Here is a 25397-nt window from a genome sequence, read left to right on the forward strand (position 1 = left end):
GGTGACGTCCCGGGGGGTGGTGTAGCTGGCGGTGGCCATCGGGTTTCTCGGTAGGGTCGGGTTGCTGACACCAACCTGAACCGAGGGATGTTCCCGATGACTAAACCGATGATGGACTTCCGCGCGCTCGTGGAGAAGAGCGGCGACGCGGACCTGCTCCGCGAGATGATCGGCTTCGCCGCCGAGCGGCTGATGGAGCTGGAGGTCGGCACGAAGACCGGTGCCGACTACGGAGAGAAAAGCGGAGAGCGCCTTGCACAGCGCAACGGCTACCGCGATCGGGACTGGCAGACCCGAGCAGGGAACGTCGAGCTGCGCATTCCGAAGCTGCGCACGGGGAGCTATTTCCCGTCCTTCCTCGAACCGCGACGCTCGGTGGAGAAGGCGCTGACGGCCGTCATTCAGGAGGCCTACGTCCATGGCGTCTCGACACGGTCCATGGACGACCTCGTGCAGGCCATGGGGGGCACCGGCATTTCGAAAAGCCAGGTCAGCCGGTTGTGCGAGGAGATCGACGAGCGGGTGGACGCGTTCCTGACGCGGCCCATCGAGGGCGAATGGCCCTACCTCTGGATCGACGCGACTTATCTCAAGGTTCGTCAGGGCGGGCGCATCGTCTCCGCGGCCGTGACCATCGCAGTGGGCGTGAACACCGACGGGCGGCGCGAGGTCCTGGGCATGGCGATCGGAGCGTCCGAGGCCGAACCCTTCTGGACCGAGTTCCTGCGCAATCTCGTGCGCCGCGGGCTGGGCGGCGTGAAGCTGGTGGTCAGCGACGCCCATGAGGGGATCAAGGCCGCCACGGCCCGGGTGCTTTCCACTACCTGGCAGCGCTGCCGTGTCCATTTCCAGCGCAATGCGCTTGCCCATGCCGGAAAGAGCAGCCGTAGGGTGGTTTCCGCCTTCATCGCCACCGCCTTCGCCCAGCCGGACCACGCCACGGCCAAGGCTCAGTGGCGGCTGGTGGCCGATCAGATGCGCTCGAAGCTGCCGAAGCTCGCCAAGCTCATTGACACGGCGGAAGAGGATGTGCTCGCCTACATGACCTTCCCCGCCCAGCATCGCGCCAAGCTTCACAGCACGAACCCGATCGAGCGCCTGAACGGCGAGATCAAGCGGCGCACCGATGTCGTCGGCATCTTCCCGAACGAGAGCTCGATACGCAGGCTCGTCGGCGCGATCCTGATGGAGCAGACCGAGGAATGGACCGTTCAACGTGGCCGCTACCTCACGCTGGAAACGCTCGCACCGGTCTGCGATGATGCCATAGTCAGCCTGCCTGCTGCGCAGCGCGACTGACCAGCTCGGCCCGCCTCTGAGCGCGAGGCCCGCCACCAGCTACACCACGAGCTGGGACATCATCGCCGCGTGCGGGACCGTCCTCCGTCCAGGGGATCGGAACGCGGGGCCCCTCGCGGCCCGGCGGATCGGGCCAGTAGAGTCGGTCGAACGGGTCGGTGTTCTCCTCGTAGGAAAGTTTCGGCTGTGACAGCCCCAGCTCCTCCCCCTGGTAGATGAGGACGGGCCCCGGCAGTGGCGCGAGTAGCAGCGCGAAGAACCTGGCGCTTTCGGGCGTGCCGTCGCCGAGTTTCGAATTGTGCCGCGGCTGGTCGTGGCAGGAAAACCACCAGGGCAGTCGCCAGCGCCCGTCGAGGTCGCGCAGCACGTCGGCCATGAGCTGCGGGCCCTGTGCTCCGTGGATCGCGTCGTGGGTGTAGCAAAAGTCGAGCCGACCGGGCTCCGAGAAATCCATGGCGAGCTTGATCGACTGATTGCCCGATGTGCTCTCGCCGAGGAGGAAAACATCGCCGCCGACCCAGGAGCGGACCGTCTCCGCGAAAGCCGCACCGTCTCCGGGCAGCATGTCGTAGACATGGTCCTGGTAGGTATAGGGATTGTAGTTCGGCCCCGACACCTGGTCCTGGACGACGGGGCGCGCGGGCGGATTGTCCGCGAGCGATTCGTCGTAGAGGTAGGACGTGACGGCATCGAGCCGGAACCCGTCGACGCCACGGTCGAGCCAGAAGTTGATCGTTTCGCAATGCATCTCCCGCACACGCGGATTGCGCAGGTTGAGGCTCGGCTGGCACGGAAGGAATTGGTGGAGGTAATATTGCCGCCGTCGATGGTTCCAGGTCCATGCCGGCTGCCCGAACTGCGAGATCCAGTTGTTGGGCGCCGTCCCGTCGGGCTTCGGATCGCGCCAGAGATAGCAGGCCGCCTCGTCCTCGTCGCCCGCGATCGCCGCCTCGAACTTCGGATGATCGCAGGAGGTGTGGTTGAACACCTGGTCGATCAGCACCTTCAGCCCGAGTTCGTGCGCGCGGGCGACGAGCGCGTCGAAATCTTCGATCGTGCCGTGCCGCTCCGCCACCTCGCGGTGATTGACGATGTCGTAGCCGCCATCGTCGAGCGGGGAGACGAAGAACGGGCAGAGCCAGATCGCATCCACTCCGAGCGCGGCGACATGCTCGAGACGCTCGGTGACCCCTCTGAGGTCACCGATGCCCGACCCGGTGGAGTCCGCGAAGGAGCGGACATAGATCTCGTATATGACGGGGGCCTTCCGCCAATCGCCGGTCTTCGACATGGGTACTCTCTGAACTCGTTACGTGTCGGCTCAGGCGCCGACGCGCATCCCGCCATTCGGATGCAGCGTCTGCCCGGTGTAGAAACTGCCGTCGCTCGAACAGAGGAAGAGATACGCGGTCGCGATCTCCCAGGGCTGTCCGGCCCGGCCCATCGGAGAGCCGGATCCGAAGCCCTCTACCATCTCGTCGGGCATGGAGCCCGGGATGAACGGCGTCCAGACAGGGCCCGGCGCAACGGCATTCACCCGGATGCCCTTGTCGACGAGGTTCGCGGCCATCGAGCGCGAGAAGGCGAGGCTCGCCCCGCGCGACGTCGAGTACGAGATGAGCGTGTCGTTGCCCTTGAACGCGTTGACGGAGGTCGTGTTGACGATCGACGCCCCCTCCTTCAGGTGCGGCAGCGCGGCCTGCGTGCAGAAGAAATAGGCCATCACGTTGCTGTCCATGACCCGGCGCAGGCGCTCTTCGGACAATTCCGTCAGATCTTCGTCGATCCATTGCTGGGCCGCGTTGTTGATCAGGATGTCAAGCTTGCCGAAATGCGCCACGGCTTCCTCGACGGCCTTCGTCGCGTGGTCCTTCACACCGAGATCGCCACGAATGAGGAGTGCTTCGGAGCCCTCCTCCTCGACAAGCCGCTTTGTTTCCTCGGCGTCCTTGTCCTCGTCGAGATAGGCGATGGCGACCTTCGCGCCCTCGCGCGCGAAGAGGACGGACACAGCGCGGCCTATGCCGCTGTCGCCGCCGGTGATGAAGGCCACCTTATCCTTGAGCTTGCCCACGCCGGGATGGCGCGGGGTGTAGTCGGGGGCCGGATCCATCTTGTACTCGTCGGCCGGCATCTTGTCCTGGTGCTGGCCCGGAATGTCGGGGGCATCGGTCATTGTGATCTCCTTCAGGTATTCATGGCGCCGACGGCGCCGCCATCCACGCGCCAGGCGGATCCGGAGGTGAAGCTTGCGATCGACGAGCAGAGGAGCGCGATGGCGGGCGCCACCTCGTCCGCACGGCCGCGGCGGCCGATCTTGAGGAACGGACGTTCCTCCTTGAGGAAGCTCTCGATCGCCTCGTCGCGGCTGACGCCCAGCTGCTCGGCGCGCTTCTCCATCATTCCGTCCGTCATCGGCGTCTCGATGAAGGCCGGGGAGACGGTGTTGATGAGCACGCCCTTCCCTGCATAGGCTTGGGCCAAACCCTTGGTGAAATTGAGAAGCGCGGCCTTCGCGGTGTTGTAGACCGCCTCCTCGACATAGGGCTGCACGGCGTTCTCGGAGGTCACGCAGACCATCCGGCCCCAGCCCTTCTCCGCCATCTGCGGCACCATCGCGCGCGCGAGCCTGACGGCGGACAGGAAGTTCGTTTCCCAGACGCGGTGATATTCCTCGTCCGTCATCTCGAGCGGATCGCCCTTTTCGCCGGTGACACCCGCCGCGTGGACGAGGATGTCGCAGCCGCCCGCTTCGCGCAGCTTGTCGGCAAGGGCCCCGATTTGCGCCGTATCGGTAAGGTCGGCGGCATGGGTGGCGACGTCGTCGCCAAGTTCCGAGGCCGCCCGCTCGAGCGCATCCGCGTCGAGATCGGTGAGGGTCAGCGAAACGCCCTCGGCGTGGAGAAGACGCGCCGCGGCAAAGCCGAGACCGCCGCTGCCGCCGGTGATGAGGGCAGTCTTGCCCTTTATCTGAAGGTCCATGTGATACCCTGTATCGGTTCTGGTTCGCCGCTTAACGGCATCCACCTCGGAACGTTCCGCGTCGAAGCGTCGCGACGTCCGGAGCGTGGAGGGCGGATAAGCCTCGGCAGGCCCGTCCCGGCCGATCCCGAATACTCTGCGTGAAATGGACCGGCTCCGGGCTAGAATTTAACCTCGTGAACGTGCGATGTGAGATAGATTGCGGTTCGAGACAGTGGATCAACCGCAGCATCCTGCGGATGCGAGTGATTTGACATGGGAAGCGAACCGAAACTCGAACTGCAACTCTACGGGTCCTTTTCGTGCCGATGGAGTGACGGAACACGGGTTCAGATTCCCGGCGCGAAGCATCGGGCGCTCCTCGCCATGCTCGCGATCGGCCGCAACGGCACGCAATCGCGCACCTGGCTGCAATCGCGCCTCTGGAGCCGGTCGGGAGAGGAACTCGGACGGCAGAGCCTGCGCCGCGCCATCTCCGATTTGAAGCGCATCTTCGGCGAGACGGCCTACGGCCGGCTCTTCGACGTCTCGAACATCGACCTGCGCCTGAGGCCGGAGGAGGTCCGCATCTGCGGCGGCGAGCGTGACGGGCCGTTCCTCGACGGGCTGACCATTCGCGAGCCTGCCTTCGAGGAATGGCTCGCCCATGAACGCGACCGAGGGCGCGCGGACCGCGAACGCCCCCGGCCGCGCATCGCGATCTCGCCCACCCTGGCCGTCGTTCCGTTCCAGGCCATCGACGGCGAACCGGGGACGCGGGATTTCGCCGACCTCTTCGCGGCGGAGACGACGCGGGCGATATCGCGATCCCGCATGATCGACGTGATCTCGCATCTCTCCTGCCGCTCGTTCTCCGGCGGATCGCTGCAATTGCAGGACGTGCGAAGCCAGCTCGATGCGGATTACCTGATCCACGGCGCGCTGCGGAGCGACGGGCGCGATTTCCGCCTCGATGCCGATTTCATCGAAGCGGCGACCGGCCACATCGTCTGGACCCATACCTTTACCGGCGCGATCCGGGACGTGCTGATGGGTGACAGCGTTATCGTGCGCCAGATCGCCGAACAGGCGGGGCAGACCATCCTGCGTAGCTCCGTCGATCTCGCCCGCTCCCGCCCCCTGCCCGAGGTCGAGAGTCATGCGCTCTTCATGGCGTCGATTGCGCAGATGCACCAGCACCGGCAGACCTCCTTCATACAGGCGCGGCGGCAGCTCGAGGAACTGATCCAGCGCAATCCGGAACGCTCCGAACTCTACGCATGGCTTGCGAAGTGGTACATCCTTGCGATCTCCCAGGGGTGGAGCGACGACCCGCAAGCCGATATGCAGCGTGCCGCCCAAAGCGCTGCGCGCGGGCTCGACGTCGATCCGGTCTGCTCGATCTCGCTTACCGTCGACGGAATGATCCAGGGATCGAGCCTCGGCGACCCCGATCTGGCACATTCTCGCTTCACCGAGGCGACCCGGATCAATCCCAACCAGGCATTGGCCTGGCTGATGTTCGGCCGGATGCACGCCTTTCTCGGTAACGGCGAAGAGGCGGTGCAATTCACCAGCCGCGCCCGCGCGCTCTCGCCACTTGATCCGCTCGGGTATTTTTACGACGCCATCGCCGCGACCGCCCATCAGGTGGCGGATGACAATGAGACGGCGCGCGTGCTCGCGGAGCGGTCGATCGCGTCCAACCCGCGGCACACCTCCTCCTACCGCACACTCGCCATCGCGCAGGAACTGCTCGACGACCACGCCGCCGCCGCGCAGACGATCGCGACGCTCAAGCGTCTCGAGCCCGACCTGACCGTCTCGCGCTATCAGGCGCGCCACCCCGCGGGCCTGATGGCGCAGGGACAGCGATGGGCGGAGGCGCTCCGCCGCGCGGGTCTTCCCGAACGTTAGGTCAGGCTGTCGAGGATGTGGCGTGCCGTCATCAGGTCGAGATGCGCGCCGCCGCCGTTCTTGAAGAGCGTGATCTCCTCCGCCGTCCCGCGCACGAAGCTGCCGGAGTCAAGGTCGTAATAGTCGGCGATCATCGCCTCCGGCCCGATCGTGCCCGCCTCGAGCGGGATCTTCAGCTCGCCGATATGGCCCATCACCGTGTCACGGCTGTCGCAGAAGAGCCGGGCGCGATGGAGCGCGGCATCGTCGGCCTCCCGCATGTCGGCGCGGTAGGCGCCGATGAGGTCGACGTGCTGGCCCGGACGCAGCCAGTCGCCCTCGAGAAACGGTGTCTCGGCCATCGTCGCCAAGGTCACGATATCGGCACGCTCGACCGCCTCCCGCAGCCCCTCCACCGCCTCCGTCCGTTCGAAGCCTTGCGCGAGCCGGCGGGCTCGGTCGGCGGTCCGGTTCCAGACCAAGAATTCCGCATCCGGAAAGAGCGCGCCGTAGGCCTCTCGCAATGCGACGGCCACGGTTCCCGCTCCGCAGATGAGGATCGTGCGGCTGTCGGGACGGGCGAGGCGCCGGGCAGCGAGCAGGCTGTCGCCGGCAGTCTTCCACTTCGTCACCAGATGAAAGTCGATCACCGCCTCAAGCGTCCCGTCCGCATCGGAATAGACGCACATGCCGCCGTTGACCGATGGCCGGTCGCGGTTGCCCGGAAAGATCGTCGCCGATTTCACCCCGATCCCGAGCCCGTCGATCCAGGCCGCGCGGTTGAGGAGCGTGTCGGCCCCGCGGCGCAGGAACCCGTCCGTCACCTCCGCGCGGGGAAGCGTGTGCCCCTCGGCCAGTGCATCGGTGAGCGCGATCCAGTCGAGGGCGGCCTCGCCTTCGTCGAAGCCCACCATCCTCATGGCGCGGCTTCCCGCGCGCTCAGCAATCCCTCCGAGACCAGCCGCTCGGCCAGGCCCCCGGCCCCCTCGAAGAGATGGACCTGCCAGCCCCGCGCGGCGGCCGCCTCGATATTCTCGGCGCGGTCGTCGGTGAAGAGCAGCGTCTCCGGGGCGAGCCGAGTCGTCGCTTCCACCATCTCGTAGATGCGCGGATCGGGCTTGGTCACCCCCATGTGCCCCGAGACGAAAGCCGTATCGAACTCGTTCAGGAACGGATAATGCGTCTTGGCGAGCGCGAAGCTCTCGACGCCGAAATTCGTGAGCGCGTGGACCGGCACGCCCTTCGAGCGCAGCGCGCGCAGGAGCGACAGGGAATGCGGGATGACCGGCTCCGCGAGCTCGATCCAGCAATCGTGCCAGTCGCGGATCTCGGCCTGCCATCCCGGCGTGGCCGCCGCGACCGCATAGACCACGTCCCGGAAGTTCTCGCCGCGGTCGATGCGCTCGTTCATGCCGTGGAGGTCCACCGCGTCGAACATCGCCCGCCGTTTCTCCCGGCCGATCGTGCGGTCGTAGTACCGCTCCGGCTGCCATTCGATCAGCACGTTGCCGATGTCGAAGATCACCGCTTCCACGCTCATGTCCGTCGCTCCCGTTCCGCCTTTTGTACCGCACGGTCGAGCGCGGAGGCGAAACGCGACCGGTCCGCCTTCGCGAAGGGCCGCCCGCCGCCCTGCCGGAACGGATCGGCCGCACGCAGGTCGGCCATCAGATCCCGCGTGGCCAGCGCCTGACCCACATTCGCGGATGTCAGCGCCTCCCCGTTGGGCTTGAGGACCACCGCCCCCGCCTCCACGCAGCGCGCGGCAAGGGGGATGTCGTTCGTCACCACCACGTCGCCTGCCCCCGCCCTTTCCGCGATCCACATGTCGGCCACATCGGGCCCCGCATCGACGAAGATACTCTCGATCAGCGGATTGGGCGAGGGCCGGATGCCGCCGTTCGAGACCATGAAGGTATGGACCTTCAGCCGCGTCGCGACCGTCTCGACCTCCGCCTTCACCGGGCAGGCATCCGCGTCGACATAGATCACGACCAGAGCGCGTCCGCGTGGAAGTCGACATGATCCTCGATGAAGGTCGAGACGAAGAAATAGCTGTGATCGTAACCCGGCTGCATCCGGAACGTGGCCTCCTGCCGCCGCGTGGCGATGGCTGTCGCCAGCGCCTCGGGCTTGAGCTTGTCGAGGAACTGGTCCGAGGTCCCCTGGTCGATCAGCATCGGCCCCGGAAAGCCCCGCTCCGCCACGAGGCGGGAGGCGTCGTGGCGCGCATGGGCCTCCGCGTCGTCGCCGAGATAGGCGCGGAGTTGCGGGCGCCCCCAATCGCTGTCCGTCGTATTGGCCATCGGCGCGAAGGCTGAGACGGCGCGGTAGGTCTCGGGCATGTGCATCGCGATGGTGAGCGCGCCGTGGCCGCCCATCGAATGGCCGGTAATCGATTGCCGCGAAAGATCGACGGCGAAGTGCTCGCCCAGGAGCGCGGGAAGCTCCCCCGTCACGTAATCCCACATCCGGAAGTTCGCCTTCCACGGCGCCTCCGTCGCGTTGACGTAGAAGCCCGCGCCCTGCCCCATCGCAAAATCGTCGTCGTCGGCCACGTCCTCGCCCCGCGGAGAGGTGTCGGGGAAAACGAGGCCGATCCCGTGCGCGGCGGCATGGGACTGCGCACCGGCCTTCGTCATCGCGTTCTCGTGCGTGCAGGTGAGCCCCGAGAGGAACCACAGGAGCGGCACCGGCCCGTCCTTCGCCTCCACGGGCAGGAAGAGGCCGAAGGTCATGTCGCAGGCGCAGACCTCCGAGCGGTGGGAATAGACGCCCTGCGTTCCACCGAAGCAGGCATTCTCGGCCTTCGTCTCCATCGTCCGTTCTCCCTCGACCGGTTCGTCCCTTGGCTAACGCGGGAGGGGTCGGGCGGCAAGGCAGCGCTCAGGCGAGCCGGGCGAGCACCCAGGTGACGCTCACGACGCTCAGCACCGTGGAGACCAGGATCGCCGAGGATGCCCGCTGCGGCGCCACGCCGTAGCTCTGCGCGATGATGTAGACGTTGCCCGCCACGGGAAGCGAGGCCGCCGCGATCATCACCCCCGCCGCGTAAGGCTCCACGTCGAAGACGAAGAGCGCCGCGATCGCGACCGCACCCGGATGCAGGACAAGCTTGGCTGCGGAGAGCCAGATCGCGACGGAGAGCCGCTCCGCGCTCTTCGAGGCCAGCGAGGCGCCGATGGCGAAGAGCGCACCGGGCGTCGCCGCGGCGCCGAGGATCTCGAGAAACCGGTCCACCGGGCCGGGGATCGGAAGGGCGAACCCCGACCAGACGAGGCCCGCGGCCGTCGCCACGATCATCGGGTTTCGCGCGAGGCCCGACGCCACGGTCGCGATCAGCGCCGGTCCGGCCCGCCCGCCCCGCCCCACGGTCAGGAGGATCACGACGAGCCCGCCGAAGAAGATCAGGTCGATGGAGAGGACCTGGATGATCGGCCCCACCGACGCCTCGCCGAGCAAGAGCGCCAGCATCGGGATGCCGAGAAAGCCCACGTTGCCGATCACCGCGCATTGCGCCTCGATCGCGGCTTCCATCGTACCGCGCCGCCTCAGGAACGCGACCATGGTCGCGAGGAGATAGACCGCGAGCGTCGCGGTGAAATAGGCGCCGAGGAAGGCCGGATCGATCGCCGCGGCAAGGTCGAGATCGGCGGCGAAACGAAACAGCATGGCGGAAAGCGCGAAGTAGAACACGAACACGGTGAGCGCGGCAACGGCCTCCGCCCCGAACATCCCCCGCCGTGCCGCGCCGTAACCGAGTGCGATCAGAGCGAAAAAGGGCAAGGTCTGCGACAGCACGGCGAACATGCCCCGCGCGTAGCCCGCGCCACCCCCGCCGTCCAGCCCCGCCGCCGGCGGGGTCGCAGCCCCGAATATGCCGAGCGCATGGATCCGATGCGGCTTCCGTTACGTTAAACTGTCCTCACGAGGAGGATGACCCATGCGACAGATGCGAAACGCCATGCTCATGCTCGCCGCGGCGCTCGGAATATCGGGATGTGCCGGCATGATGCCCGATGACGATTGCACGCAGCTCGAGCACTCGCTCGGATATTCCGGGGAGGATTGCGGATCGAACTCGACCGCCGATCTCTCCAGCGAGTATATCGGCCGTTACAACTGAGCCGCGGGCCTTAGCCTCCCTAGCTCAGCCTGACCCGATCAGCACCCCGGCGGCAAGCACGAGACTGCCGCCTGCCACGACCTGCAACGCGGCGCGCCAGAACGGGGTCTGCATGTAGCGCTTCTGGATCCATGCGATGGCCCAGAGCTCCATGAAGACGACGACGAACGCGATCGCGGTCGCGGTCCAGAAATCGGGGATCAGGTAGGGCAGCGCGTGGCCGAGCCCGCCCAGCGTCGTCATCACGCCGGAGGCGAGGCCGCGTTTCAACGGCGCACCGCGCCCCGAGATCGCGCCATCGTCCGACGCGGCTTCGGTGAAGCCCATCGAGATCCCCGCGCCGACGCTCGCCGCGAGGCCGACGAGGAACGTGTTCCAGGTATCGCCGGTGGCGAAGGCCGCCGCGAAGATCGGCGCAAGCGTGGAGACGGACCCGTCCATCAGGCCCGCGAGCCCCGGCTGGACCCAGGTGAGGACGAATTGCCGATGCGCCGTGCGCGCCTCGGCATCGCGGGTCTCCTCGCCCAAATGCTCGTCGGCGAGGCTCCGCGCCAGTTCGGAATGACCCGCCTCCGCCGCGGCGAGATCGCCGAGAAGCGCGCGCGTGCGTGCGTCGCCGACCCGCGTCTGCGCTGCCTCGTAGAAGGCCTGCGCGTCACGCTCCATCGCCTCCGCCTCGTCCCGGATCCGCTCGATCCCCAGCGATTCGATCAGCCAGACCGGCCGCCGCCCGTAGTAATCGGCCACGTGTTCGCGGCGGATCAGCGGGATCGTCTCGCCGAACCGCTCCCGGTGCAGCTCGATCAGGCGCCGGCGATGGTCGTCCTCCTCGACCGCCATGCCGTCGAACACCTTGGCCGATGCGGGGAAATCGGCGCGGATCCGGTCGGCGTAACCGCGATAGATGCGGGCATCGTCCTCCTCGGACGAGATCGCGAGGGCGACGATCTCCCGTTCGCTGAGGTCGGTGAAACGGCGGCGATCCTGGAAGAAGGGGAGCATGGCAGGCCTCGACGAGAGAGTTTTTAGAATTGTTCTAATCTAGTGAAGCTTGGCCGGATGCCAAGTGGCGACGGTCTCTGTTCCGGATCGACCGCCATGGGCATGTCCTTCGCTCGCTACACCGCACCGATGCGCGGGAGACCGGCGATCGGGTTCCCGCGCGCATCGCGTTCTGGACAAGCGTGCCCCCCGTCCCCACTTCTAGACAAGAGGCCGATTGCGCCGGATGGTGACGGCTGCCCGTGCCTTGGGGGTGGGAATGAACGACGAGAGCGGCATACGTCGCGGGCGGAAGTACCAGCAGGTCTTGGCCGGGGCCCGCGACGTCTTCATGGCGGACGGGTTCGAAGGGGCGAGCGTCGACACGATCGCCAAGCGCGCGGGCGTCTCCAAGGCCACGCTCTATTCCTACTTCGCCGACAAGCGGCTCCTCTTCATGGAAGTCGCGACCTGCGAATGCGGCAAGCAGGCCGCCGCCGCCTTCGACGATCTCGACATGGATGCGCCGCCCGCCGAGGCCTTGCGCTTTGCCGGGACCCATCTCCTGGGTTTCCTGCTGTCGGAATTCGGGCAGAAGGTCTTTCGCATCTGCGTGGCGGAGACGGACCGCTTTCCGGAACTGGGTGCGCGGTTCTGGGAAAGCGGTCCGGGCCTCGTGGAACGGACGCTCTGCCGCTATTTCTCCCGCGCCAAGGCGCGTGGCGAGCTTGCCATCGACGACCATTGCCTCGCCGCCCACCAGTTCGCGGAGCTGTGCAAGGCGGAGCTCTTCCCGCGCCTCGTCTTCGGCATGCAGACGGAATTCACCGAGGCGGAACGCGCCCGCGTCATCGACGGCGCGGTGGAGATGTTTCTCGCCCGCTACGCCACCCGGTAGAGCGCACCCACCTGCGCGGCCACCGCGGCCCTGTCGATGATCGACCGGACGTCCGCGATGCGACTCTCGTCGATCCGGTAGAAGACGTTCTCGTGGAAGCGGACCCTCCGCCCGTCGACCGGCAGGCCGAAGAGGTCGCCCAACGGCGTGCAATCGAAGGCGAGCCGCGCCGCGACGAGGGGCGGCTCGCAGGCCAGCCATTCGACGCGGAACGAAAGGTCTGGGATGTCGAGGACGTCGCGCTCGAGCATGGCGCGATAGCCCGCGAGCCCGACCTCCTCCTCATTGTAACGCACCGCCTCGTGCACGAAATCGCCGAGGGCGGTCCAGTCCCGCGCGTTCAGGCAGGCGATGTAGCCGTCGTAGAAATCCCGGAGAGCCCCCGGCGTCACCGGCGTCAATCCACGCGGCGGAGATGCAGCTGGTTGCCGATTTTCTTCGTCTCGAAGCGCTTGAGCTCCTGCACGAGGTCGGAGAGCTTGCGCCGGCCATAGGTCCGCGTGTCGAAATCCGGGTTCTCGGCGGTGATGTATTGTCCGAGCTGGCCCAGCGCGTACCACTCGTCGTCCTGCTCGATCTTGTCCATCGCGCGCAGGATGAGCGGCACCGCCTCGACGGGCGCGACCTTGCCCGAGGGGGCGCGACCCGAATCCTCGCTCTTCGGCTGCACCGGCTCGTCGACGATGTTCTCGATCAGGATGAAGCGGTTGCAGACGTTGCGGAGCGCCTCCGGCGCCTTGCCCTCACCGATCCCGATCACGTCGAGCCCGTTCTCCCTGACCCGGTTGGCGAGCGCGGTGAAATCGGAATCCGACGAGACGAGGACGAAGCCGTCGAACCGGCCGGTATGCAGGATGTCCATCGCGTCGATGACGAGCCCGATGTCGGAGGCGTTCTTGCCCACCGTGTTGGCCGTCTCCTGATGCGCGACGAGACCGAGGTCGCGCACCGTCTTCGACCAGTTGGCGAGCCGTCCCGAGGACCAGTCGCCATAGACGCGGCGCAGCGCCGGCTCCCCGAAGGAGGTGATCTCCTGCAGGATCGGTCCGGCATACTTGGCCGGGATGTTGTCGGCGTCGATCAGGACGGCGTAGAGCGGGCGGTCGCGGGAGGGCATCGGCGCCTCTCAGAGAAAACGGTGCAGGACGAGGGCGTCGACGAAGCCCTCTTCGGGGTGGCGGAAGGCCTGCGGCACGCGGCCCACGATGTCAAACCCGTAATCCGACCAGATCGCCAGGGCGCGGACGTTCCGAGAGACGACGAAGTTGAACTGCATCGCCCGAAAGCCCCGGTCGCGGCCCCGATCGAGCGCGTGCTCGAGCATTCCGCGCGCCGTCCCGCGGCCCCGCGCCGCCTGCGACGTCGCGAAGCCCGCATTGCAGACATGGTCGCCGTTCCCGCCCTGGTTGGCCCGCAGATAGTAGCTTCCCGTCCCGTCCTCGGTGAGCCAGGTCTCGTGGGCGGGCCCGCACCAGTAGGCGAGCGCGTCGTCCTCCGCGATCCCGGGATCGATCGCGTAGGTATCGCCCGCACGGAAGATCGGCCCGAGGATCGCCCAGAGACGGGCATCGTCACCGGGCCGCGTCACGCGGCGCAACGTCAACTTGCCGTTAACCACTTGATTGGCTTTCACTTCGCTGAACCGCGTCCGTTTGGTAGTCAGGGACGACGCGGATCGGTGTTCGTTTGATCCGCGTGCGTCTGTAGGGGAGGATGGCGGCTCCGCTATCCTCCCTCCGGACCGCCCGACGGGACTCGAGTCTCAAAATTCGACCACCGCGCGGATCGACTTGCCCTCGTGCATGAGCTCGAAGCCGTGATTGATCTCGTCGAGCGTGAGCTTGTGGGTGATCATCGGGTCGATGTCGATCTTGCCCTCCATGTACCAGTCGACGATCTTGGGCACGTCCGTCCGTCCCCGCGCGCCGCCGAAGGCCGACCCGCGCCAGGACCGCCCGGTGACGAGCTGGAACGGACGGGTGGAGATCTCCTGCCCCGCGCCCGCGACGCCGATGATGATCGATTCGCCCCAGCCCTTGTGCGCGCATTCGAGCGCCTGGCGCATGACGTTGACGTTGCCGATGCATTCGAAGGAGTAATCCGCCCCGCCGCCCGTCAGCTCCACGAGATGCGCGACCAGATCGCCCTCGACCTCCTTTGGGTTGACGAAATGGGTCATGCCGAACTGCTTCGCGAATTCCGCCTTCTCGGGGTTCAGGTCGACGCCGACAATCATCCCCGCGCCCACGAGCCTCAGCCCCTGGATCACGTTGAGCCCGATCCCGCCGAGCCCGAAGACAACGCAGTTCGATCCCGGCTCCACCTTGGCGGTGTTGATCACCGCGCCCACGCCCGTCGTCACGCCGCAGCCGATGTAGCACACCTTGTCGAACGGCGCGTCCTTGCGGATCTTGGCAAGGCTGATCTCCGGCAGGACCGTGTGGTTGGCGAAGGTCGAACAGCCCATGTAGTGATGAATCATCGTGCCGTCGGGCATCGAGAACCGGCTCGTCCCGTCGGGCATCACGCCCTGGCCCTGCGTCGTCCGCACCTTCTGGCAGAGGTTGGTCTTGGGGTTGAGGCAGTACTCGCATTCGCGGCATTCGGCGGTGTAGAGCGGGATCACGTGGTCGCCGGGCTTGAGCGAAGTCACGCCCTCGCCAACCTCCTGCACAACGCCCGCGCCCTCGTGGCCGAGGATCGCCGGAAAGAGCCCCTCGGGATCGTCGCCCGAGCGGGTGAACTCGTCGGTATGGCAGAGCCCCGTCGCATGGATCTCGACCAGCACCTCGCCGGCCTTCGGGCCGTCGAGGTTCACCTCCATGATCTCCAGCGGCTTGCCGGCCTCGAGGGCCACGGCGGCACGGGTCTTCATGATGCGCACTCCCAATCTTTTCCGCCCCGAACCTCCTCCGAAATCCCGCCCGATTGCAACCCGACAGCACTCTGGCCGAACCCGCGCGACTGGGCTACGTCCCGGTGACCCCTCGTGGAGCGCGTCCGATGAAGCTTTTCCTCGCCATGGCCCTTGCCGCGCTCGGCACGGCGGCCGACGCCGCCTCCGCCGAGTTCGACGTGACGCTCGCAGGGCTCACTCTCGGCCGCATCTCGATCGAGGCGGCGAGTGCCGACGTCACCCTGCGCTCGACGCTCGACAACACGCCTCTGGGCGTCGGCGACGGGCAATTCGTGGCCACCTCCACGGGCGGGAAATATTATCGCGGCGTGGAGACCTCCCCGGGCGAAACGCGCGCCATCGAGATCGAATACGACGGCCCGCGCGTCGCCCGCGTCGCCGTCTCCCCGGAAAGCGAGGCGACCGACGCCTCCGATCCCGCCGCCGTGCCGCCGGGCACCTCGGACCCGGCACGCGGTTTCGCGAGGATCGCGCTCGCCCGCGACTGCGTGGATCCTTACCGGATCTACGACGGGCGGCGGGTGGTGACGATCTCTCCCACGACGCGAACGCTGACCGCCGACGGGCTCGTATGCGAATATGCCTATACCGTGACCGTCGGGCCGGGGCATCTTTCGCCCCTGCGCTTCCGTCGTGTCGCCGTGAGCGCCATCTATGCCGTCTCGAACGGTGCCGTCTCCGGCATCCGCGAGATCGGCCTCGGCGCGGGCCCCTTCACCGTGCGCCTTCTGCAACGCTGACGAGAAGCCCTGCCGTAACCCTTTCGCGAAAGGCCTCGATGGCGCCGTCGCCCGTCAGCCCTTGCGGCCGTCCCGTCCGACCCGGATCAGAACGCCCCGATCAGCGTGTCGAAGAGCCGCTCGCGCCGCGTGCTCGTATCGCCGCCGAAGAGTACGGCGATATTGATGCCGAAGCGTACATCGCCCTCGTCGAAATCGCCGTCCTCGATCTGCGCATGCGCGACCGACGTCGAAAGCCGGAGCGGCGCGTTCGGCAGGTCGACGTAATAGTCGATGCCGAGCGACAGCGCGGCGAACCGCGTGTCGGCGTCGTCAAAACCGTCGACGGACGAGTCGAGGACATCGTAGCGCGCGGCGAGCGCGACGTTGCTCGTGAGATCGTAGGACGCGCCGAGACCGTAGATCACGGTATCGACGTCCGATACGTCCTCGATTTCGCCGATCCCGGCATAGGCGCTCAGCGTGGTGGCGCCGATCCGGCTCTGCCCCTCCAGACCGTAGGTGCTGATCTTGGTATCGAGGTCCAGCGCCCCGAAGCCGTCGATCTCGATCTCGTCGAGATTGCTCACGGACGCGAAGGCGCCGACCTTGGAGGTACCGAAATCGCCGTAGATGTGCAGATCGCCCGTGAACGTCTCGAGATCGGCGCCATCGCCGATTCCGAGGTCGAGATAGCTGCCGCCGATCTGTATCCCGAGGCCCGCCGCCGACACGAACGCCCCGGAGGCGTGGATCGTGCGGGCGTCGAGATCCCCCGCATCGCCCAAATCCGTATGCGTGAACGACAATCCCGCTTCGCCGAACACCTTCGGCTGGGCAAGCGCCGGGGACGCGGTGGCGATTGCCGTTACCGCGAGGATGATCTTGATCGAGTGTGCCATGTCAAATTGCTTTCAGGAGAGCGATGCCCACCTGTTGCACGTTCCCCGTGCACGTGGATAGGCGCGCCGTCGGGGCGGGGCGCACCCTGTGTCGCGTCGGACACATGCACCGGACGGATCACCCCAGATCCGGCTCCGTCCGCGTGAAATCCGGCTCCTCACTCAACTGATCGTACCAGTCCCGCGTTCGGCCGATGTCGAGCAGTTCGTCCTTGTGCGGCGTCAGATTGGTGTAGAACACGATCGGGCCGAGGTAGAAATCGGCAAGCGTCGGGGTTCCGCCCACGAGGAACGGATCGCCCGCGCGGATCTCGTCCACCAGCCCCAGGAACGTCCTGGCCTTCTCCAGCGTCTCCCGATGCGCCGCCTCGCTCGGGTTGCCGATGAAGTCGGGCTTGATGTGATAGAAGGCCACGCCCACCAGCGCGTCGTAGCCGTAGGCATGGACCAGCGAGACGATCTCGGCCACCCGCGCCCGGTCCCAGGCGCTTTCGGGCAGGGCCGACGGTCCCTCGCGGGAGGCCTCCAGATAGGCCACGATCGCATCGGTCTCACGGATGCGGTGGCCGTCGATGTCGAGCACGGGCACCTTGCCGAACGGATGCCGCGCCAGGTGCTCGGGCTGCTTCGGCTCGCCCTCGAGCACGTTCACCTGCACCTGGTCGTAGGCCACGTCCTTGCGGTTCAGGAGGATCTTCGCGGTCCGCACATAGGTCGACCCGTCGAAGCCATAGAGTGTCGCGTCTGCCATTTCCGTCCCCTCGTTAACCGATGAGGAAGCAACGTCAGGCGGTGCCGTCCGGTTCGATCGCCCTTCCCGGACTCGACAGGGGGCGGAGCCGGAGCTAGCAAGAACGTATAGGGAACATCCTGCTGCCACAGGGGCCCCCGCATGATAAACCGCCGCATACTCTCCCTCTGGTTTCCCCGGATGGGGGCCGAACGGCTGATGCGCAGGATCGGGTTCGAGCCCGACCTGCCCTTCGCCGTCATCGCCGAGGAGGCGAACACGCAGACGCTCTCCGCGCTCAGTCCCGGCGCGGAGGCGCTGGGACTGCATGTGGGCCTCGGCCTGCGCGACGCGCTGGCACGCTGTCCGAACCTCGTCACCCGCACGCGCAACGACCGCGCGGAGATGGCCTTCCTCGCGGTGCTGCGCCGCTGGGCGGGCAAGTTCTCCCCCTGGGTGGCGGAGGAGCCGCCCGACGCGCTCGTCGTCGATCTCACCGGCTGCGCGCATCTCTTCGGGGGGGAGGCCGCGCTGATGGAGCAGGTGGCCGCCGATTGCGCGGAGCACGGCCTCACCGTGCGGATGGGCATCGCCGACACGGTGGGCGCGGCCTGGGGGATCGCGCGCTATGCCGGGCTCGGCGCGGCGGCGGTGCGCAACGGCGACGCCATCGACCAGGAGGCGCCCGCCACCCGCTCCCGCGCGGCCAAGCGGCGGCACTGGGAACGCGGCGGCGCCCGCCCCGGCGACACCGCGCCGGAAGGCCCCGCGGCGCGGATCGCGCCCCCGGGCCGCACCCGCGCGGCCATCGCCGCCCTGCCCCTCCCCGCCCTGCGCCTCGATCCGCAAATCGTGGCGGAGCTGACCCGGCTGGGGCTCCGGCGCATCGACGATCTCGCGGACCAGCCGCGCGCGGCGCTCGCCCGGCGCTACGGGCGCCAGCTCGTGCTGCGCCTCGACCAAGCGATCGGCGCCGTGCCCGAGCCCGTCTCTCCCGTCGCGGCGAAGGTGCGGTTCTCCGTCAGGCTCACCCTGCCCGACCCGATCGGGCTCGAGGCGGACATGCTGGCCGCGCTCGACCGGCTGCTGCCGCCGCTCTGCGACCGGCTCGCGAAGAAGGGACAGGGCGCGCGGCGGGTGCGGATGGAATGCTACCGCGCGGATCATTCGATGGTCTCCATCGACGTGGGCCTCGCGCGGCCCGCCCACGACCCCGACCGGCTGCGCCCCCTCCTCGCCATGAAGCTCGAGGAGATCGACGCGGGCTACGGCATCGACATCATCCGCCTCGTGGCGCATGTGACCGAACCTGTCCAGGCCCAGCAGCTGCGCGGCCAGGCCGCCGTGACGGAGGCCGCACTCGCTCGGACCGGCCCTGCCGCCCCCACCCTCGACGACCTCGTCGGACGGCTCGGGGCGCGAATCGGGCTCGACCGGATCATCCGCCATCATCCCGGCGACAGTCATATTCCGGAAAAGGGATTCGTGACGCTCGCCGTCGCCTGGTCGGAGCCCGCGGGGGAGTGGCCGCCCTCGCCCACGCCACGCCCGGCCTTCCTCTGGCCGCCGGAACTCGTCGACGCGCCGCTCCATCCCCGCCTGCCGCCGGTCTTCCGCTGGCGCGGCCGCAGGCTCGGGCTCGTGGAGGCGACGGGACCGGAGCGGATCGCGCCCGAATGGTGGCTCGACGATCCGAACTGGCGCAGCGGCGTGCGGGATTACTGGCGCGTGATCTGCGAGAGCGGCGATTGCCTCTGGCTCTTCTACGCCCATGGGGGCGCGATGTCGCCGGGCTGGTTCTGCCATGGCAGCTTCGCCTGAGGCGAAAGGTCCCGGTGCCGCGACTAGTCGGGGGGCAATGTCGTCGCGACACCGGGCGTGGCGCCTGATCGCGCCAGTGCCGTCTGACTACCGAGCGATGATGGCGCCGCGATGACGCGGCCGGGACGATTTGAGGGCATCGCACGCCGGGTCTCGCGGCGACTTGCCAAGCGCCGCGCGGTCCACCACCTTGGAGGCATGACGATGCAGACGCCCACGCCCTTCCCCGGTCGCCCCGACCCGCATGCGCGCACCGCCTTCGACCGCATCGAGCTCGGCCTGATCCTCGGTCTCTACGGCCGCATGGTCGCCGCGGGCGAATGGCGCGACTACGGCATGTCCTTTCTCAAGGACGTCGCCGTCTTCTCCGTCTTCCGGCGCACCGCGGAACACCCGATCTACCGCATCGAGAAGCGCCCGAAGCTGCGCGGGCGGCAGGGCCAGTACGCCGTCATCGCGATGGACGGCCAGATCCTCAAGCGCGGCGGCGACCTGAAGGCCGTGCTGCGCGTGCTCGACCGCAAGCTCATCCGCCCCGTCGAGTAGTCCGCCGCGGCGTTTCCGCCCAACCGAACTTTCCGCAGCGGCATCGGGCCTTGGCGTGCTACCATCCAAACGTGTCAAGAATGGTAAATTTCGCCTTGCACGCGACCCCCACCCCTGCCCATCCTGATGGCGATCCGGAGGATTGGCATTATGGAGCACGATGACTCCGAGAACGGCGAAGGGATGCAGGGTGACGAACGCTACCGGGACATCGTCTCGGAACTCTTCACGATCACCAACATCCTGCTGACCATGCCGCCCGACATCCGGTCCAAGAGCCTGCGCCGGCGGCATGCCGAATTGCTGGCACAGCTCGCCGCGAGGCCGCGGGGGGGCGACAACGACGAGGAATGAGGCCCGAGCCGTTCAGTCCGCGCGGAGCGGACGCCGCCTCGCGAGCACCGGCCCGTCGCCTTGCCCCTCGATCCGGCTCACCGCCGCCTCCACCGGCTCGTAGGCCACCGCCATGTGATGCGCGTTGGCGTGGATCAGCACTTCCGCATCGACCGCCATCGCGACATGGCCCTTCCAGAACAGCAGATCGCCCCGTTCGAGCGCCGCATCCTCGGCGAGCCGCGCGCCCACCGCGCCCTGCTGCAGGTCGCTGTCGCCCGGACAGGGATGGCCGATCGCGAGGAGTGCCGCCTGCACGAGGCCGGAGCAGTCGATCCCGTCGATCGAGTTCCCGCCCCAGAGATAGGGCACGCCGAAGAAAAGCTGCGCCACGCTCGCCGCGTCGGTGAAGGGCCGGTTCGCGGGTCTCAGATGCACCCGCGGGACATGCAGCCCGGCCGTCGTCTCGAAGAACCGCTCGGTCGCCGCCACCACCCGGAGCCGCGCCCCGAAGCTCAGCCGCGCCGCGGCCGGGCGCTTGAAATCCGGCTCGGGATAAAGATGCGTGGCCGGCACCCCCACGACATGCGTGGCCTGGACCGGCGGCCCGAGATCGCCCTCCGCGACATAGCCGACATAGCCGTCGCGATCGGCACGCACGAAGGCCATGCCCTCCGCCCGCTCGAACACCGTCACCCCTTCCCCGAGGAGAAGCTGCCGGTCGCGCGACCGCGCCCCGGGATCGGGCCAGAGATCGCAGACGGGCACCGCGACCGCCGCGGCCTCGCCCTCCACGAAGGACGCGGCCTCGACGAGCCCTCTCAGATGCGCGGCCGCCACGCGGCCATTGGCGGGCGTGAGCCGTCGGTCGCTCACGCGCCGATCCCCGGCAGGACCTCCAGAAGCGCCCGGCCCCCCTGCCCCACGCCGCCCTTCGGTCGGCCCGGCGCCGCGCTGGGCGTCCAGCCATAGATGTCGAAATGCGCGTAGGTCGCAGCACCCCCCGCGAAGCGGCGCAGGAACAGCGCCGCGGTGATGGAGCCCGCGAAACCGCCCGAGGGCGCGTTGTCGAGATCGGCGATCCCCGGCTCGATCATCGCCTCGTACGGATCCCAGAACGGCATCCGCCAGAGCGGGTCGCGCACGCGGCGGCCCGCCTCCATGAGCCCCGACGCAAGCCCCTCGTCGTCGGTGTAGAACGGCGCGAGGTCGGGCCCGACGGCGACCCGCGCGGCCCCCGTGAGCGTCGCCATCGACACCATCACGTCGGGCGCGTCCTCCCCCCCGAGCGTCAGCGCGTCGGCGAGGACGAGGCGTCCCTCGGCATCGGTGTTGTTGATCTCGATCGTCTTGCCGCTCCGCGCCGTCAGAATGTCGCCCGGCCGGAACGACGCGGCGGAGACGGAATTCTCGACCGCCGGGACGAGCACGCGGAGCCGCATCTCCAGGCCCAGCGCCATGATCGTCCGCGCGAGGCCCAGCACCGTCGCCGCGCCGCCCATGTCCTTCTTCATGATCCCCATCGAGGCGCCCGGCTTGAGGTTGAGCCCGCCCGTGTCGAAGCACACGCCCTTGCCGACGAGCGTGACCTTCGGCCCGGCCTCGCCCCAGCGCAGGTCGATGAGCCGCGGGCCGCGCGCATCGGTGGCCGCCCGCCCGACGGCGTGGATCAGCGGCAGGTTCTCCGCGAGGAGGTCGTCGCCCGCGACGACGGCGATCGCCGCGCCGAAGGCCCCGGCGAGCTTGCGCGCCTCCGCCTCGAGCGTGTCGGGCCCCATGTCGTTCGCGGGGGTGTTGATGAGATCGCGGGTGAACGCCTCGCCCGCCGCGATGGCCTCGATCCGGGCCGCGTCCACCCCGTCGGGCGCGACGAGCATGGCCTTCGGCGCGGCGGCATCGGCATAGCGGTCGAAGACGTACCCGGCGAGGAGCCAGCCCAGCGCCGCCTCGTCGCGCGCCTCGGGATCGAGCGGGGTGGCGATCCGCCACGTCCCCTCCGGCAGCTCCCGGCGCAGCGCGGCGAGCGCGAACCGGCCGCGCCGTCTCTGGCCCTCGTCCCCGATGCCCAGAAGCGCCAGCGCCGCCCGCCCGTCTGGCCCTGCGACGACGAGGCTCCGGCCCGCCTGCCCCTCGAACCCCGCCTCCGACACGCGGGCGCGTACGGCGTCGGGCTGGTCGGACAGCCAGTCCGTCACCTCCCCCGGTGCGAGGACATGGATCGGGCGCGCCGCGGGATCGGGCGAAGCGAAGGTCAGGCTCATGGTGGGGATCCGGTCAGGCTTTATGACACCGCCACCCTAATCCCTACGAAGCGAGGCGCAAGCGCGCGTCCCGCGGAGCGCCCGTCAGTAATGCGCGTCGTGCAGCGCCCAGAGCGTGTGTAGCGCGTCGTCGCCGAGCCGCAGGAGACGCGCGACATTCGCCCCGAGCGCGGCCGGGTCCCGGCCCGATGCGAGACCGTCGAGCGCGGCGGCGACCCGGGAGATCTGCAACAGCCCCAGGGACTGGGACATGCCGGCCACCTCCCGCGCGAGACGGCCGATCTCGGCGTTGCGCCCGTCGCGGTAAAGTCGCGAGATGATGCTCAGGCGCTCGGCCAGTCCTTCGAGATCCGGCCCGATCCGCTCGGCGAGATCGGCCGTCTGCGGACCGTTCGTTCCCACCATTCGATGGACATCGGCCGCCGCGTTCTCGCGCAGCGGCAATCTGGATATTTGCACGATTGTCTTCCCTCTCTGCCCCGAAGCCGGACCCTAACCGGGCGAGGCTAACAAACGATGGCCGCACTCTGGGATTGGCCGTGGAAACTTGCTAAAGATCGAGGCAATCGCGCAGAGAACGGATGACCGCCGTGACCGACATGAGCTTCACGAAACCGATCCCCGCTTATCTGGCGCAACGCTACATGGGCTGGCGCGCCACGACCTTCCAGGAGAACCGCGGCTGGTACCGCCGCCTCGCCGAGGAGGGGCAGAGGCCCCGCGCGATGGTGATCTCCTGCTGCGACAGCCGCGTCCACGTCATCTCAATCTTCGGCGCGGACCAGGGCGAGTTCTTCATCCACCGCAACATCGCCAACCTCGTGCCGCCCTACGAGCCCGACGGCGACCGGCACGGCACCTCGGCGACGGTCGAGTACGCCGTCACCGCGCTGCGCGTCGCGCATGTGATCGTCCTCGGCCATTCGCGCTGCGGCGGCGTGCAGGGTTGCTACAGCATGTGTTCGGGCGACGCGCCGGAGCTCGAGGAGAAGACGAGTTTCGTCGGGCGGTGGATGGATATCCTGCGCCCCGCCTACGAGACGCTCCCCGATGCCGACGAGGCGACACGGCTCACGGCGCTCGAACACGAGGCGGTCCGGGTCTCGCTGAGAAACCTGATGACCTTCCCCTTCGTGCGGGAGGCGGTGGAGGCAGGGACGCTGACGCTCCACGGTCTCTTTAACGACATCGCGGAAGGCAGTCTCTGGACCCTCGACCCGCCGACCGGCGCCTTCCAGCCCGTCTGACGCATCCCCGAACGACGACGGGCGCGGCCCCCCTCACGAAGGCCACGCCCGCCGCTTCGTATGCGCCCCGACCGTCACCCCTGGCGGTCGAGACACCTGCCGTCCGCCCCATCCCGCCCGCGCAGCGCCTCTCCCGGTTTCGGGCGGGCGCGCGGGCGAAACGGATGCGGCCGGATCACTCCGCCAGGGGCGGCAGCGATCCCAATTCCCTGTCGAGAAGCGCCTTGATGTCGACGCGGGACACCCGCTTCTCGCGACCGCGGGGCGCGGCCGGCGCGGGCTTCGGCGCGACCGAAGCCACGACGAGTTTCGCGATCTCCTTCAATCCCATCATCACGGCGTCCTCCCCTCTATTCCAAGGACCGTTTGACCAGATCGAGGTTGCCATCGCCTTTCGGGATTGCAGGCAATTTAAATCACCTTGGGAACACGTCCCAATGTGTTGATCCGGATAGGGATTTTTCCCGATCCGGATGCCTGCAATTTGGCGCGAATTGTGCGGGACCCGAGGACGCGCGCGCCTCAGCCCTTCTTCAGCACCTCGCGCCCGAGCAGTTCGGCGATCTGCACCGCATTGAGCGCCGCGCCCTTGCGGAGGTTGTCGCTCACGCACCAGAGGTTCAGCCCGTTCTCGATCGTCCCGTCGGTGCGGATGCGGCTGATGAAGGTGGCGAAGTCGCCCACGCATTCGATCGGCGTGACGTAGCCACCGTCCTCGCGCTTGTCGACGACCATCACGCCGGGCGCCTCGCGCAGGATGTCGCGCGCCTCGTCCTCGTCGAGGAAGTCCTCGAACTCGATGTTGATCGCCTCGGCATGGCCCACGAAGGTCGGGACCCGCACGCAGGTCGCCGTCACCTTGATCTTCGGATCGACGATCTTCTTCGTCTCCACGACCATCTTCCACTCCTCGCGGGTGGAGCCGTCCTCCATGAACGAATCGATATGCGGGATCACGTTGAAGGCGATCTGCTTGGTGAACTTCTTCGCGGGCTTGTCGTCGACGGGATTGTAGATCGACTTCGTCTGGTCCCAGAGCTCGTCGATCCCCTCCTTCCCGGCGCCGGAGACGGATTGGTAGGTCGAGACCACCACCCGCTTGATTCGCGCGCGGTCATGCAACGGCTTCAGCGCCACCACCATCTGCGCGGTGGAGCAGTTCGGATTGGCGATGATGTTCTTCTTCGCGTAGCCGTGGACCGCCTCGGGGTTCACCTCCGGCACGATCAGCGGCACCTCGCTGTCGTAGCGGTAGAGCGAGGAATTGTCGATCACCACGCAGCCGGCCTTCGCCGCGCGCGGCGCATGCGCCTTCGTGGCCTCGGAGCCGACGGCGAAGAGCGCCATGTCCCAGCCCGCGAAGTCGAATTGCTCGAGATCCTTCGTCTTCAGCGTCTGCTCGCCGAAGCTGACCTCCGTACCAAGCGATTTTCGCGAGGCGAGCACCGCGATCTCGTCCACCGGAAACTGCCGTTCGGCCAGGATGTTCAGCATTTCGCGGCCCACGTTGCCCGTGGCGCCCGCGACGACGATGCGATAGCCCATGACGGCCCCTCTCGATACCCGGAAACGCCGCCCCTCTATCCTATCGGGCCGCGCCCCGAAAGGGGGTCAACGATGGACATACGCGCAGGCGCGGCTATCATCGAGGAGGAAGGAGAACCGCACATGTACATACTCGTCCTCTTGATCCTGCTCGGCCTGCTCGGTGTGACCGTCGTGGGGTACCTGTCGTCCGGGCGATAGCACGGCGCGCGGGC

At 67.8% G+C, this 25397-nt stretch carries 30 protein-coding genes; 10 read left to right on the forward strand and 20 right to left on the reverse strand.

Features of this window, described 5'->3' with window-relative positions; genetic code table 11:
• Nucleotides 1-96 precede the first annotated feature (96 nt).
• Nucleotides 97-1299, forward strand: a complete 1203-nt coding sequence (locus tag LX81_RS12800) for an IS256 family transposase (protein WP_111537624.1) — start codon at nt 97-99, stop codon at nt 1297-1299.
• Here LX81_RS12800 and LX81_RS12805 read toward each other — a convergent pair.
• From LX81_RS12805 to LX81_RS12815, 3 genes are read right to left on the reverse strand one after another with little or no spacing between them, the layout of a single operon-like run.
• On the reverse strand, nt 1271-2590 hold the full coding sequence (locus LX81_RS12805; protein ID WP_111537729.1) for an alpha-amylase family glycosyl hydrolase: 1320 nt from the start codon (nt 2588-2590) through the stop codon (nt 1271-1273). The two genes, LX81_RS12800 and LX81_RS12805, sit on opposite strands and share 29 nt — an antisense overlap.
• A gap of 30 nt (nt 2591-2620) precedes the next feature.
• Nucleotides 2621-3475, reverse strand: a complete 855-nt coding sequence (locus LX81_RS12810) for an SDR family oxidoreductase (RefSeq protein ID WP_111537730.1) — start codon at nt 3473-3475, stop codon at nt 2621-2623.
• An 11-nt stretch (nt 3476-3486) separates the two neighbouring features.
• Complete coding sequence (locus LX81_RS12815; RefSeq protein ID WP_111537731.1) at nt 3487-4281, reverse strand: SDR family NAD(P)-dependent oxidoreductase; 795 nt, start codon at nt 4279-4281, stop codon at nt 3487-3489.
• 255 nt (nt 4282-4536) lie between these two features.
• On the opposite strand from LX81_RS12815, the gene LX81_RS12820 reads away from it, so the two are divergent.
• Nucleotides 4537-6177 (forward strand): hypothetical protein, encoded by a 1641-nt coding sequence (locus LX81_RS12820; protein WP_111537732.1) that lies wholly within the window; start codon nt 4537-4539, stop codon nt 6175-6177.
• On the opposite strand, the gene LX81_RS12825 is transcribed toward LX81_RS12820, so the two are convergent.
• From LX81_RS12825 to LX81_RS12845, 5 genes are all read right to left on the reverse strand, one after another.
• Nucleotides 6174-7076, reverse strand: coding sequence for an ornithine cyclodeaminase family protein (locus LX81_RS12825; RefSeq protein ID WP_111537733.1), 903 nt, complete (start codon nt 7074-7076; stop codon nt 6174-6176). The two genes, LX81_RS12820 and LX81_RS12825, sit on opposite strands and share 4 nt — an antisense overlap.
• Nucleotides 7073-7696, reverse strand: coding sequence for an HAD family hydrolase (locus LX81_RS12830; RefSeq protein WP_111537734.1), 624 nt, complete (start codon nt 7694-7696; stop codon nt 7073-7075). The genes LX81_RS12825 and LX81_RS12830 overlap by 4 nt, the downstream gene beginning before the upstream one ends.
• A complete protein-coding gene (locus LX81_RS12835; RefSeq protein WP_111537823.1) occupies nt 7693-8154 on the reverse strand; it encodes a YaiI/YqxD family protein in 462 nt (153 codons plus the stop codon). The genes LX81_RS12830 and LX81_RS12835 overlap by 4 nt, the downstream gene beginning before the upstream one ends.
• On the reverse strand, nt 8145-8975 hold the full coding sequence (gene fghA, locus LX81_RS12840; protein WP_111537735.1) for an S-formylglutathione hydrolase: 831 nt from the start codon (nt 8973-8975) through the stop codon (nt 8145-8147). The genes LX81_RS12835 and fghA overlap by 10 nt, the downstream gene beginning before the upstream one ends.
• A 67-nt stretch (nt 8976-9042) precedes the next feature.
• Nucleotides 9043-9966 carry an AEC family transporter gene (locus tag LX81_RS12845; RefSeq protein WP_111537736.1) on the reverse strand — a complete coding sequence of 308 codons (924 nt, stop codon included), beginning with the start codon at nt 9964-9966 and terminating at the stop codon, nt 9043-9045.
• A 133-nt stretch (nt 9967-10099) separates the two neighbouring features.
• Here LX81_RS12845 and LX81_RS12850 point away from each other — a divergent pair, with 133 nt between their 5' ends.
• Entirely contained in the window at nt 10100-10282 is a 183-nt protein-coding gene (locus LX81_RS12850) for a hypothetical protein (protein ID WP_111537737.1), read from the forward strand.
• 24 nt (nt 10283-10306) lie between these two features.
• Here the strand turns inward: LX81_RS12850 and mbfA are convergent, their stop codons facing one another.
• Nucleotides 10307-11284, reverse strand: coding sequence for an iron exporter MbfA (gene mbfA, locus LX81_RS12855; protein ID WP_111537738.1), 978 nt, complete (start codon nt 11282-11284; stop codon nt 10307-10309).
• Nucleotides 11285-11543: 259 nt separating this feature from the next.
• On the opposite strand from mbfA, the gene LX81_RS12860 reads away from it, so the two are divergent.
• Nucleotides 11544-12161, forward strand: coding sequence for a TetR/AcrR family transcriptional regulator (locus tag LX81_RS12860; RefSeq protein ID WP_111537739.1), 618 nt, complete (start codon nt 11544-11546; stop codon nt 12159-12161).
• On the opposite strand, the gene LX81_RS12865 is transcribed toward LX81_RS12860, so the two are convergent.
• The 4 genes from LX81_RS12865 to LX81_RS12880 form a co-directional block, all read right to left on the reverse strand.
• Nucleotides 12146-12553: an ester cyclase gene (locus tag LX81_RS12865; RefSeq protein ID WP_111537740.1), complete on the reverse strand. Its 408-nt coding sequence runs from the start codon at nt 12551-12553 to the stop codon at nt 12146-12148. The two genes, LX81_RS12860 and LX81_RS12865, sit on opposite strands and share 16 nt — an antisense overlap.
• Before the next feature lie 5 nt (nt 12554-12558).
• Nucleotides 12559-13278 (reverse strand): NYN domain-containing protein, encoded by a 720-nt coding sequence (locus LX81_RS12870; protein WP_111537741.1) that lies wholly within the window; start codon nt 13276-13278, stop codon nt 12559-12561.
• 9 nt (nt 13279-13287) lie between these two features.
• Complete coding sequence (locus LX81_RS12875; protein ID WP_234822603.1) at nt 13288-13794, reverse strand: GNAT family N-acetyltransferase; 507 nt, start codon at nt 13792-13794, stop codon at nt 13288-13290.
• 129 nt (nt 13795-13923) lie between these two features.
• Entirely contained in the window at nt 13924-15036 is a 1113-nt protein-coding gene (locus LX81_RS12880) for an S-(hydroxymethyl)glutathione dehydrogenase/class III alcohol dehydrogenase (protein ID WP_111537824.1), read from the reverse strand.
• Nucleotides 15037-15164: 128 nt separating this feature from the next.
• Between LX81_RS12880 and LX81_RS12885 the strand changes: the two genes are divergently transcribed.
• A complete protein-coding gene (locus LX81_RS12885) occupies nt 15165-15818 on the forward strand; it encodes a hypothetical protein (protein ID WP_111537743.1) in 654 nt (217 codons plus the stop codon).
• A gap of 86 nt (nt 15819-15904) precedes the next feature.
• Here LX81_RS12885 and LX81_RS12890 read toward each other — a convergent pair whose 3' ends face one another.
• Together LX81_RS12890 and LX81_RS12895 are read right to left on the reverse strand one after the other, a co-directional pair.
• The gene (locus LX81_RS12890; RefSeq protein ID WP_111537744.1) at nt 15905-16699 is read right to left on the reverse strand and encodes a porin; all 795 of its coding nucleotides are present in this window, start codon (nt 16697-16699) and stop codon (nt 15905-15907) included.
• A 118-nt stretch (nt 16700-16817) separates the two neighbouring features.
• The gene (locus tag LX81_RS12895) at nt 16818-17450 is read right to left on the reverse strand and encodes a glutathione S-transferase family protein (RefSeq protein WP_111537745.1); all 633 of its coding nucleotides are present in this window, start codon (nt 17448-17450) and stop codon (nt 16818-16820) included.
• A gap of 141 nt (nt 17451-17591) precedes the next feature.
• Between LX81_RS12895 and LX81_RS12900 the strand changes: the two genes are divergently transcribed.
• The 3 genes from LX81_RS12900 to LX81_RS12910 all read left to right on the forward strand — a co-directional run bounded on the left by LX81_RS12900 (nt 17592) and on the right by LX81_RS12910 (nt 20150).
• Nucleotides 17592-19250, forward strand: a complete 1659-nt coding sequence (locus tag LX81_RS12900) for a Y-family DNA polymerase (protein ID WP_111537746.1) — start codon at nt 17592-17594, stop codon at nt 19248-19250.
• Between the two features lie 198 nt (nt 19251-19448).
• On the forward strand, nt 19449-19796 hold the full coding sequence (locus tag LX81_RS12905) for a DUF2794 domain-containing protein (protein WP_111537825.1): 348 nt from the start codon (nt 19449-19451) through the stop codon (nt 19794-19796).
• 150 nt (nt 19797-19946) lie between these two features.
• On the forward strand, nt 19947-20150 hold the full coding sequence (locus tag LX81_RS12910) for a hypothetical protein (RefSeq protein WP_111537747.1): 204 nt from the start codon (nt 19947-19949) through the stop codon (nt 20148-20150).
• A 12-nt stretch (nt 20151-20162) separates the two neighbouring features.
• Here the strand turns inward: LX81_RS12910 and LX81_RS12915 are convergent, their stop codons facing one another.
• From LX81_RS12915 to LX81_RS12925, 3 genes are all read right to left on the reverse strand, one after another.
• On the reverse strand, nt 20163-21005 hold the full coding sequence (locus tag LX81_RS12915) for a C40 family peptidase (protein WP_111537748.1): 843 nt from the start codon (nt 21003-21005) through the stop codon (nt 20163-20165).
• Entirely contained in the window at nt 21002-22390 is a 1389-nt protein-coding gene (locus LX81_RS12920) for a leucyl aminopeptidase family protein (protein ID WP_111537749.1), read from the reverse strand. Before LX81_RS12920 ends, LX81_RS12915 begins: the two co-directional genes overlap by 4 nt.
• A gap of 84 nt (nt 22391-22474) precedes the next feature.
• Nucleotides 22475-22849 carry a hypothetical protein gene (locus tag LX81_RS12925; RefSeq protein WP_146259426.1) on the reverse strand — a complete coding sequence of 125 codons (375 nt, stop codon included), beginning with the start codon at nt 22847-22849 and terminating at the stop codon, nt 22475-22477.
• Between the two features lie 140 nt (nt 22850-22989).
• Between LX81_RS12925 and LX81_RS12930 the strand changes: the two genes are divergently transcribed.
• Nucleotides 22990-23637, forward strand: a complete 648-nt coding sequence (locus LX81_RS12930) for a carbonic anhydrase (RefSeq protein ID WP_111537826.1) — start codon at nt 22990-22992, stop codon at nt 23635-23637.
• A gap of 175 nt (nt 23638-23812) precedes the next feature.
• Here LX81_RS12930 and LX81_RS22225 read toward each other — a convergent pair whose 3' ends face one another.
• Together LX81_RS22225 and LX81_RS12935 are read right to left on the reverse strand one after the other, a co-directional pair.
• Entirely contained in the window at nt 23813-23971 is a 159-nt protein-coding gene (locus tag LX81_RS22225) for a hypothetical protein (RefSeq protein WP_170133934.1), read from the reverse strand.
• 188 nt (nt 23972-24159) lie between these two features.
• Nucleotides 24160-25182: an aspartate-semialdehyde dehydrogenase gene (locus LX81_RS12935; RefSeq protein WP_111537751.1), complete on the reverse strand. Its 1023-nt coding sequence runs from the start codon at nt 25180-25182 to the stop codon at nt 24160-24162.
• 72 nt (nt 25183-25254) lie between these two features.
• Between LX81_RS12935 and LX81_RS23140 the strand changes: the two genes are divergently transcribed.
• Nucleotides 25255-25383, forward strand: a complete 129-nt coding sequence (locus tag LX81_RS23140; RefSeq protein WP_272939484.1) for a hypothetical protein — start codon at nt 25255-25257, stop codon at nt 25381-25383.
• Nucleotides 25384-25397: the final 14 nt, after the last annotated feature.

This window comes from Palleronia aestuarii (assembly GCF_003253995.1).
Lineage (GTDB): Bacteria > Pseudomonadota > Alphaproteobacteria > Rhodobacterales > Rhodobacteraceae > Palleronia > Palleronia aestuarii.

Bases quoted from the DNA above. Each gene is read 5' to 3' on its own strand.
- LX81_RS12820 (WP_111537732.1), top strand. From the start codon at position 4,537: ATGGGAAGCGAACCGAAACTCGAACTGCAACTCTACGGGTCCTTTTCG.
- LX81_RS12815 (WP_111537731.1), bottom strand. From the start codon at position 4,281: ATGGACCTTCAGATAAAGGGCAAGACTGCCCTCATCACCGGCGGCAGC.
- LX81_RS12910 (WP_111537747.1), top strand. From the start codon at position 19,947: ATGGAGCACGATGACTCCGAGAACGGCGAAGGGATGCAGGGTGACGAA.
- LX81_RS12825 (WP_111537733.1), bottom strand. From the start codon at position 7,076: ATGAGGATGGTGGGCTTCGACGAAGGCGAGGCCGCCCTCGACTGGATC.
- fghA (WP_111537735.1), bottom strand. From the start codon at position 8,975: ATGGAGACGAAGGCCGAGAATGCCTGCTTCGGTGGAACGCAGGGCGTC.
- LX81_RS12830 (WP_111537734.1), bottom strand. From the start codon at position 7,696: ATGAGCGTGGAAGCGGTGATCTTCGACATCGGCAACGTGCTGATCGAA.
- LX81_RS12805 (WP_111537729.1), bottom strand. From the start codon at position 2,590: ATGTCGAAGACCGGCGATTGGCGGAAGGCCCCCGTCATATACGAGATC.
- LX81_RS12880 (WP_111537824.1), bottom strand. From the start codon at position 15,036: ATGAAGACCCGTGCCGCCGTGGCCCTCGAGGCCGGCAAGCCGCTGGAG.
- LX81_RS12810 (WP_111537730.1), bottom strand. From the start codon at position 3,475: ATGACCGATGCCCCCGACATTCCGGGCCAGCACCAGGACAAGATGCCG.
- LX81_RS23140 (WP_272939484.1), top strand. From the start codon at position 25,255: ATGGACATACGCGCAGGCGCGGCTATCATCGAGGAGGAAGGAGAACCG.
- LX81_RS22225 (WP_170133934.1), bottom strand. From the start codon at position 23,971: ATGATGGGATTGAAGGAGATCGCGAAACTCGTCGTGGCTTCGGTCGCG.
- LX81_RS12860 (WP_111537739.1), top strand. From the start codon at position 11,544: ATGAACGACGAGAGCGGCATACGTCGCGGGCGGAAGTACCAGCAGGTC.
- LX81_RS12845 (WP_111537736.1), bottom strand. From the start codon at position 9,966: ATGTTCGCCGTGCTGTCGCAGACCTTGCCCTTTTTCGCTCTGATCGCA.
- LX81_RS12900 (WP_111537746.1), top strand. From the start codon at position 17,592: ATGATAAACCGCCGCATACTCTCCCTCTGGTTTCCCCGGATGGGGGCC.
- LX81_RS12935 (WP_111537751.1), bottom strand. From the start codon at position 25,182: ATGGGCTATCGCATCGTCGTCGCGGGCGCCACGGGCAACGTGGGCCGC.
- LX81_RS12890 (WP_111537744.1), bottom strand. From the start codon at position 16,699: ATGGCACACTCGATCAAGATCATCCTCGCGGTAACGGCAATCGCCACC.
- LX81_RS12930 (WP_111537826.1), top strand. From the start codon at position 22,990: ATGAGCTTCACGAAACCGATCCCCGCTTATCTGGCGCAACGCTACATG.
- LX81_RS12885 (WP_111537743.1), top strand. From the start codon at position 15,165: ATGAAGCTTTTCCTCGCCATGGCCCTTGCCGCGCTCGGCACGGCGGCC.
- LX81_RS12800 (WP_111537624.1), top strand. From the start codon at position 97: ATGACTAAACCGATGATGGACTTCCGCGCGCTCGTGGAGAAGAGCGGC.
- LX81_RS12895 (WP_111537745.1), bottom strand. From the start codon at position 17,450: ATGGCAGACGCGACACTCTATGGCTTCGACGGGTCGACCTATGTGCGG.
- LX81_RS12920 (WP_111537749.1), bottom strand. From the start codon at position 22,390: ATGAGCCTGACCTTCGCTTCGCCCGATCCCGCGGCGCGCCCGATCCAT.
- LX81_RS12850 (WP_111537737.1), top strand. From the start codon at position 10,100: ATGCGACAGATGCGAAACGCCATGCTCATGCTCGCCGCGGCGCTCGGA.
- LX81_RS12905 (WP_111537825.1), top strand. From the start codon at position 19,449: ATGACGATGCAGACGCCCACGCCCTTCCCCGGTCGCCCCGACCCGCAT.
- LX81_RS12870 (WP_111537741.1), bottom strand. From the start codon at position 13,278: ATGCCCTCCCGCGACCGCCCGCTCTACGCCGTCCTGATCGACGCCGAC.
- mbfA (WP_111537738.1), bottom strand. From the start codon at position 11,284: ATGCTCCCCTTCTTCCAGGATCGCCGCCGTTTCACCGACCTCAGCGAA.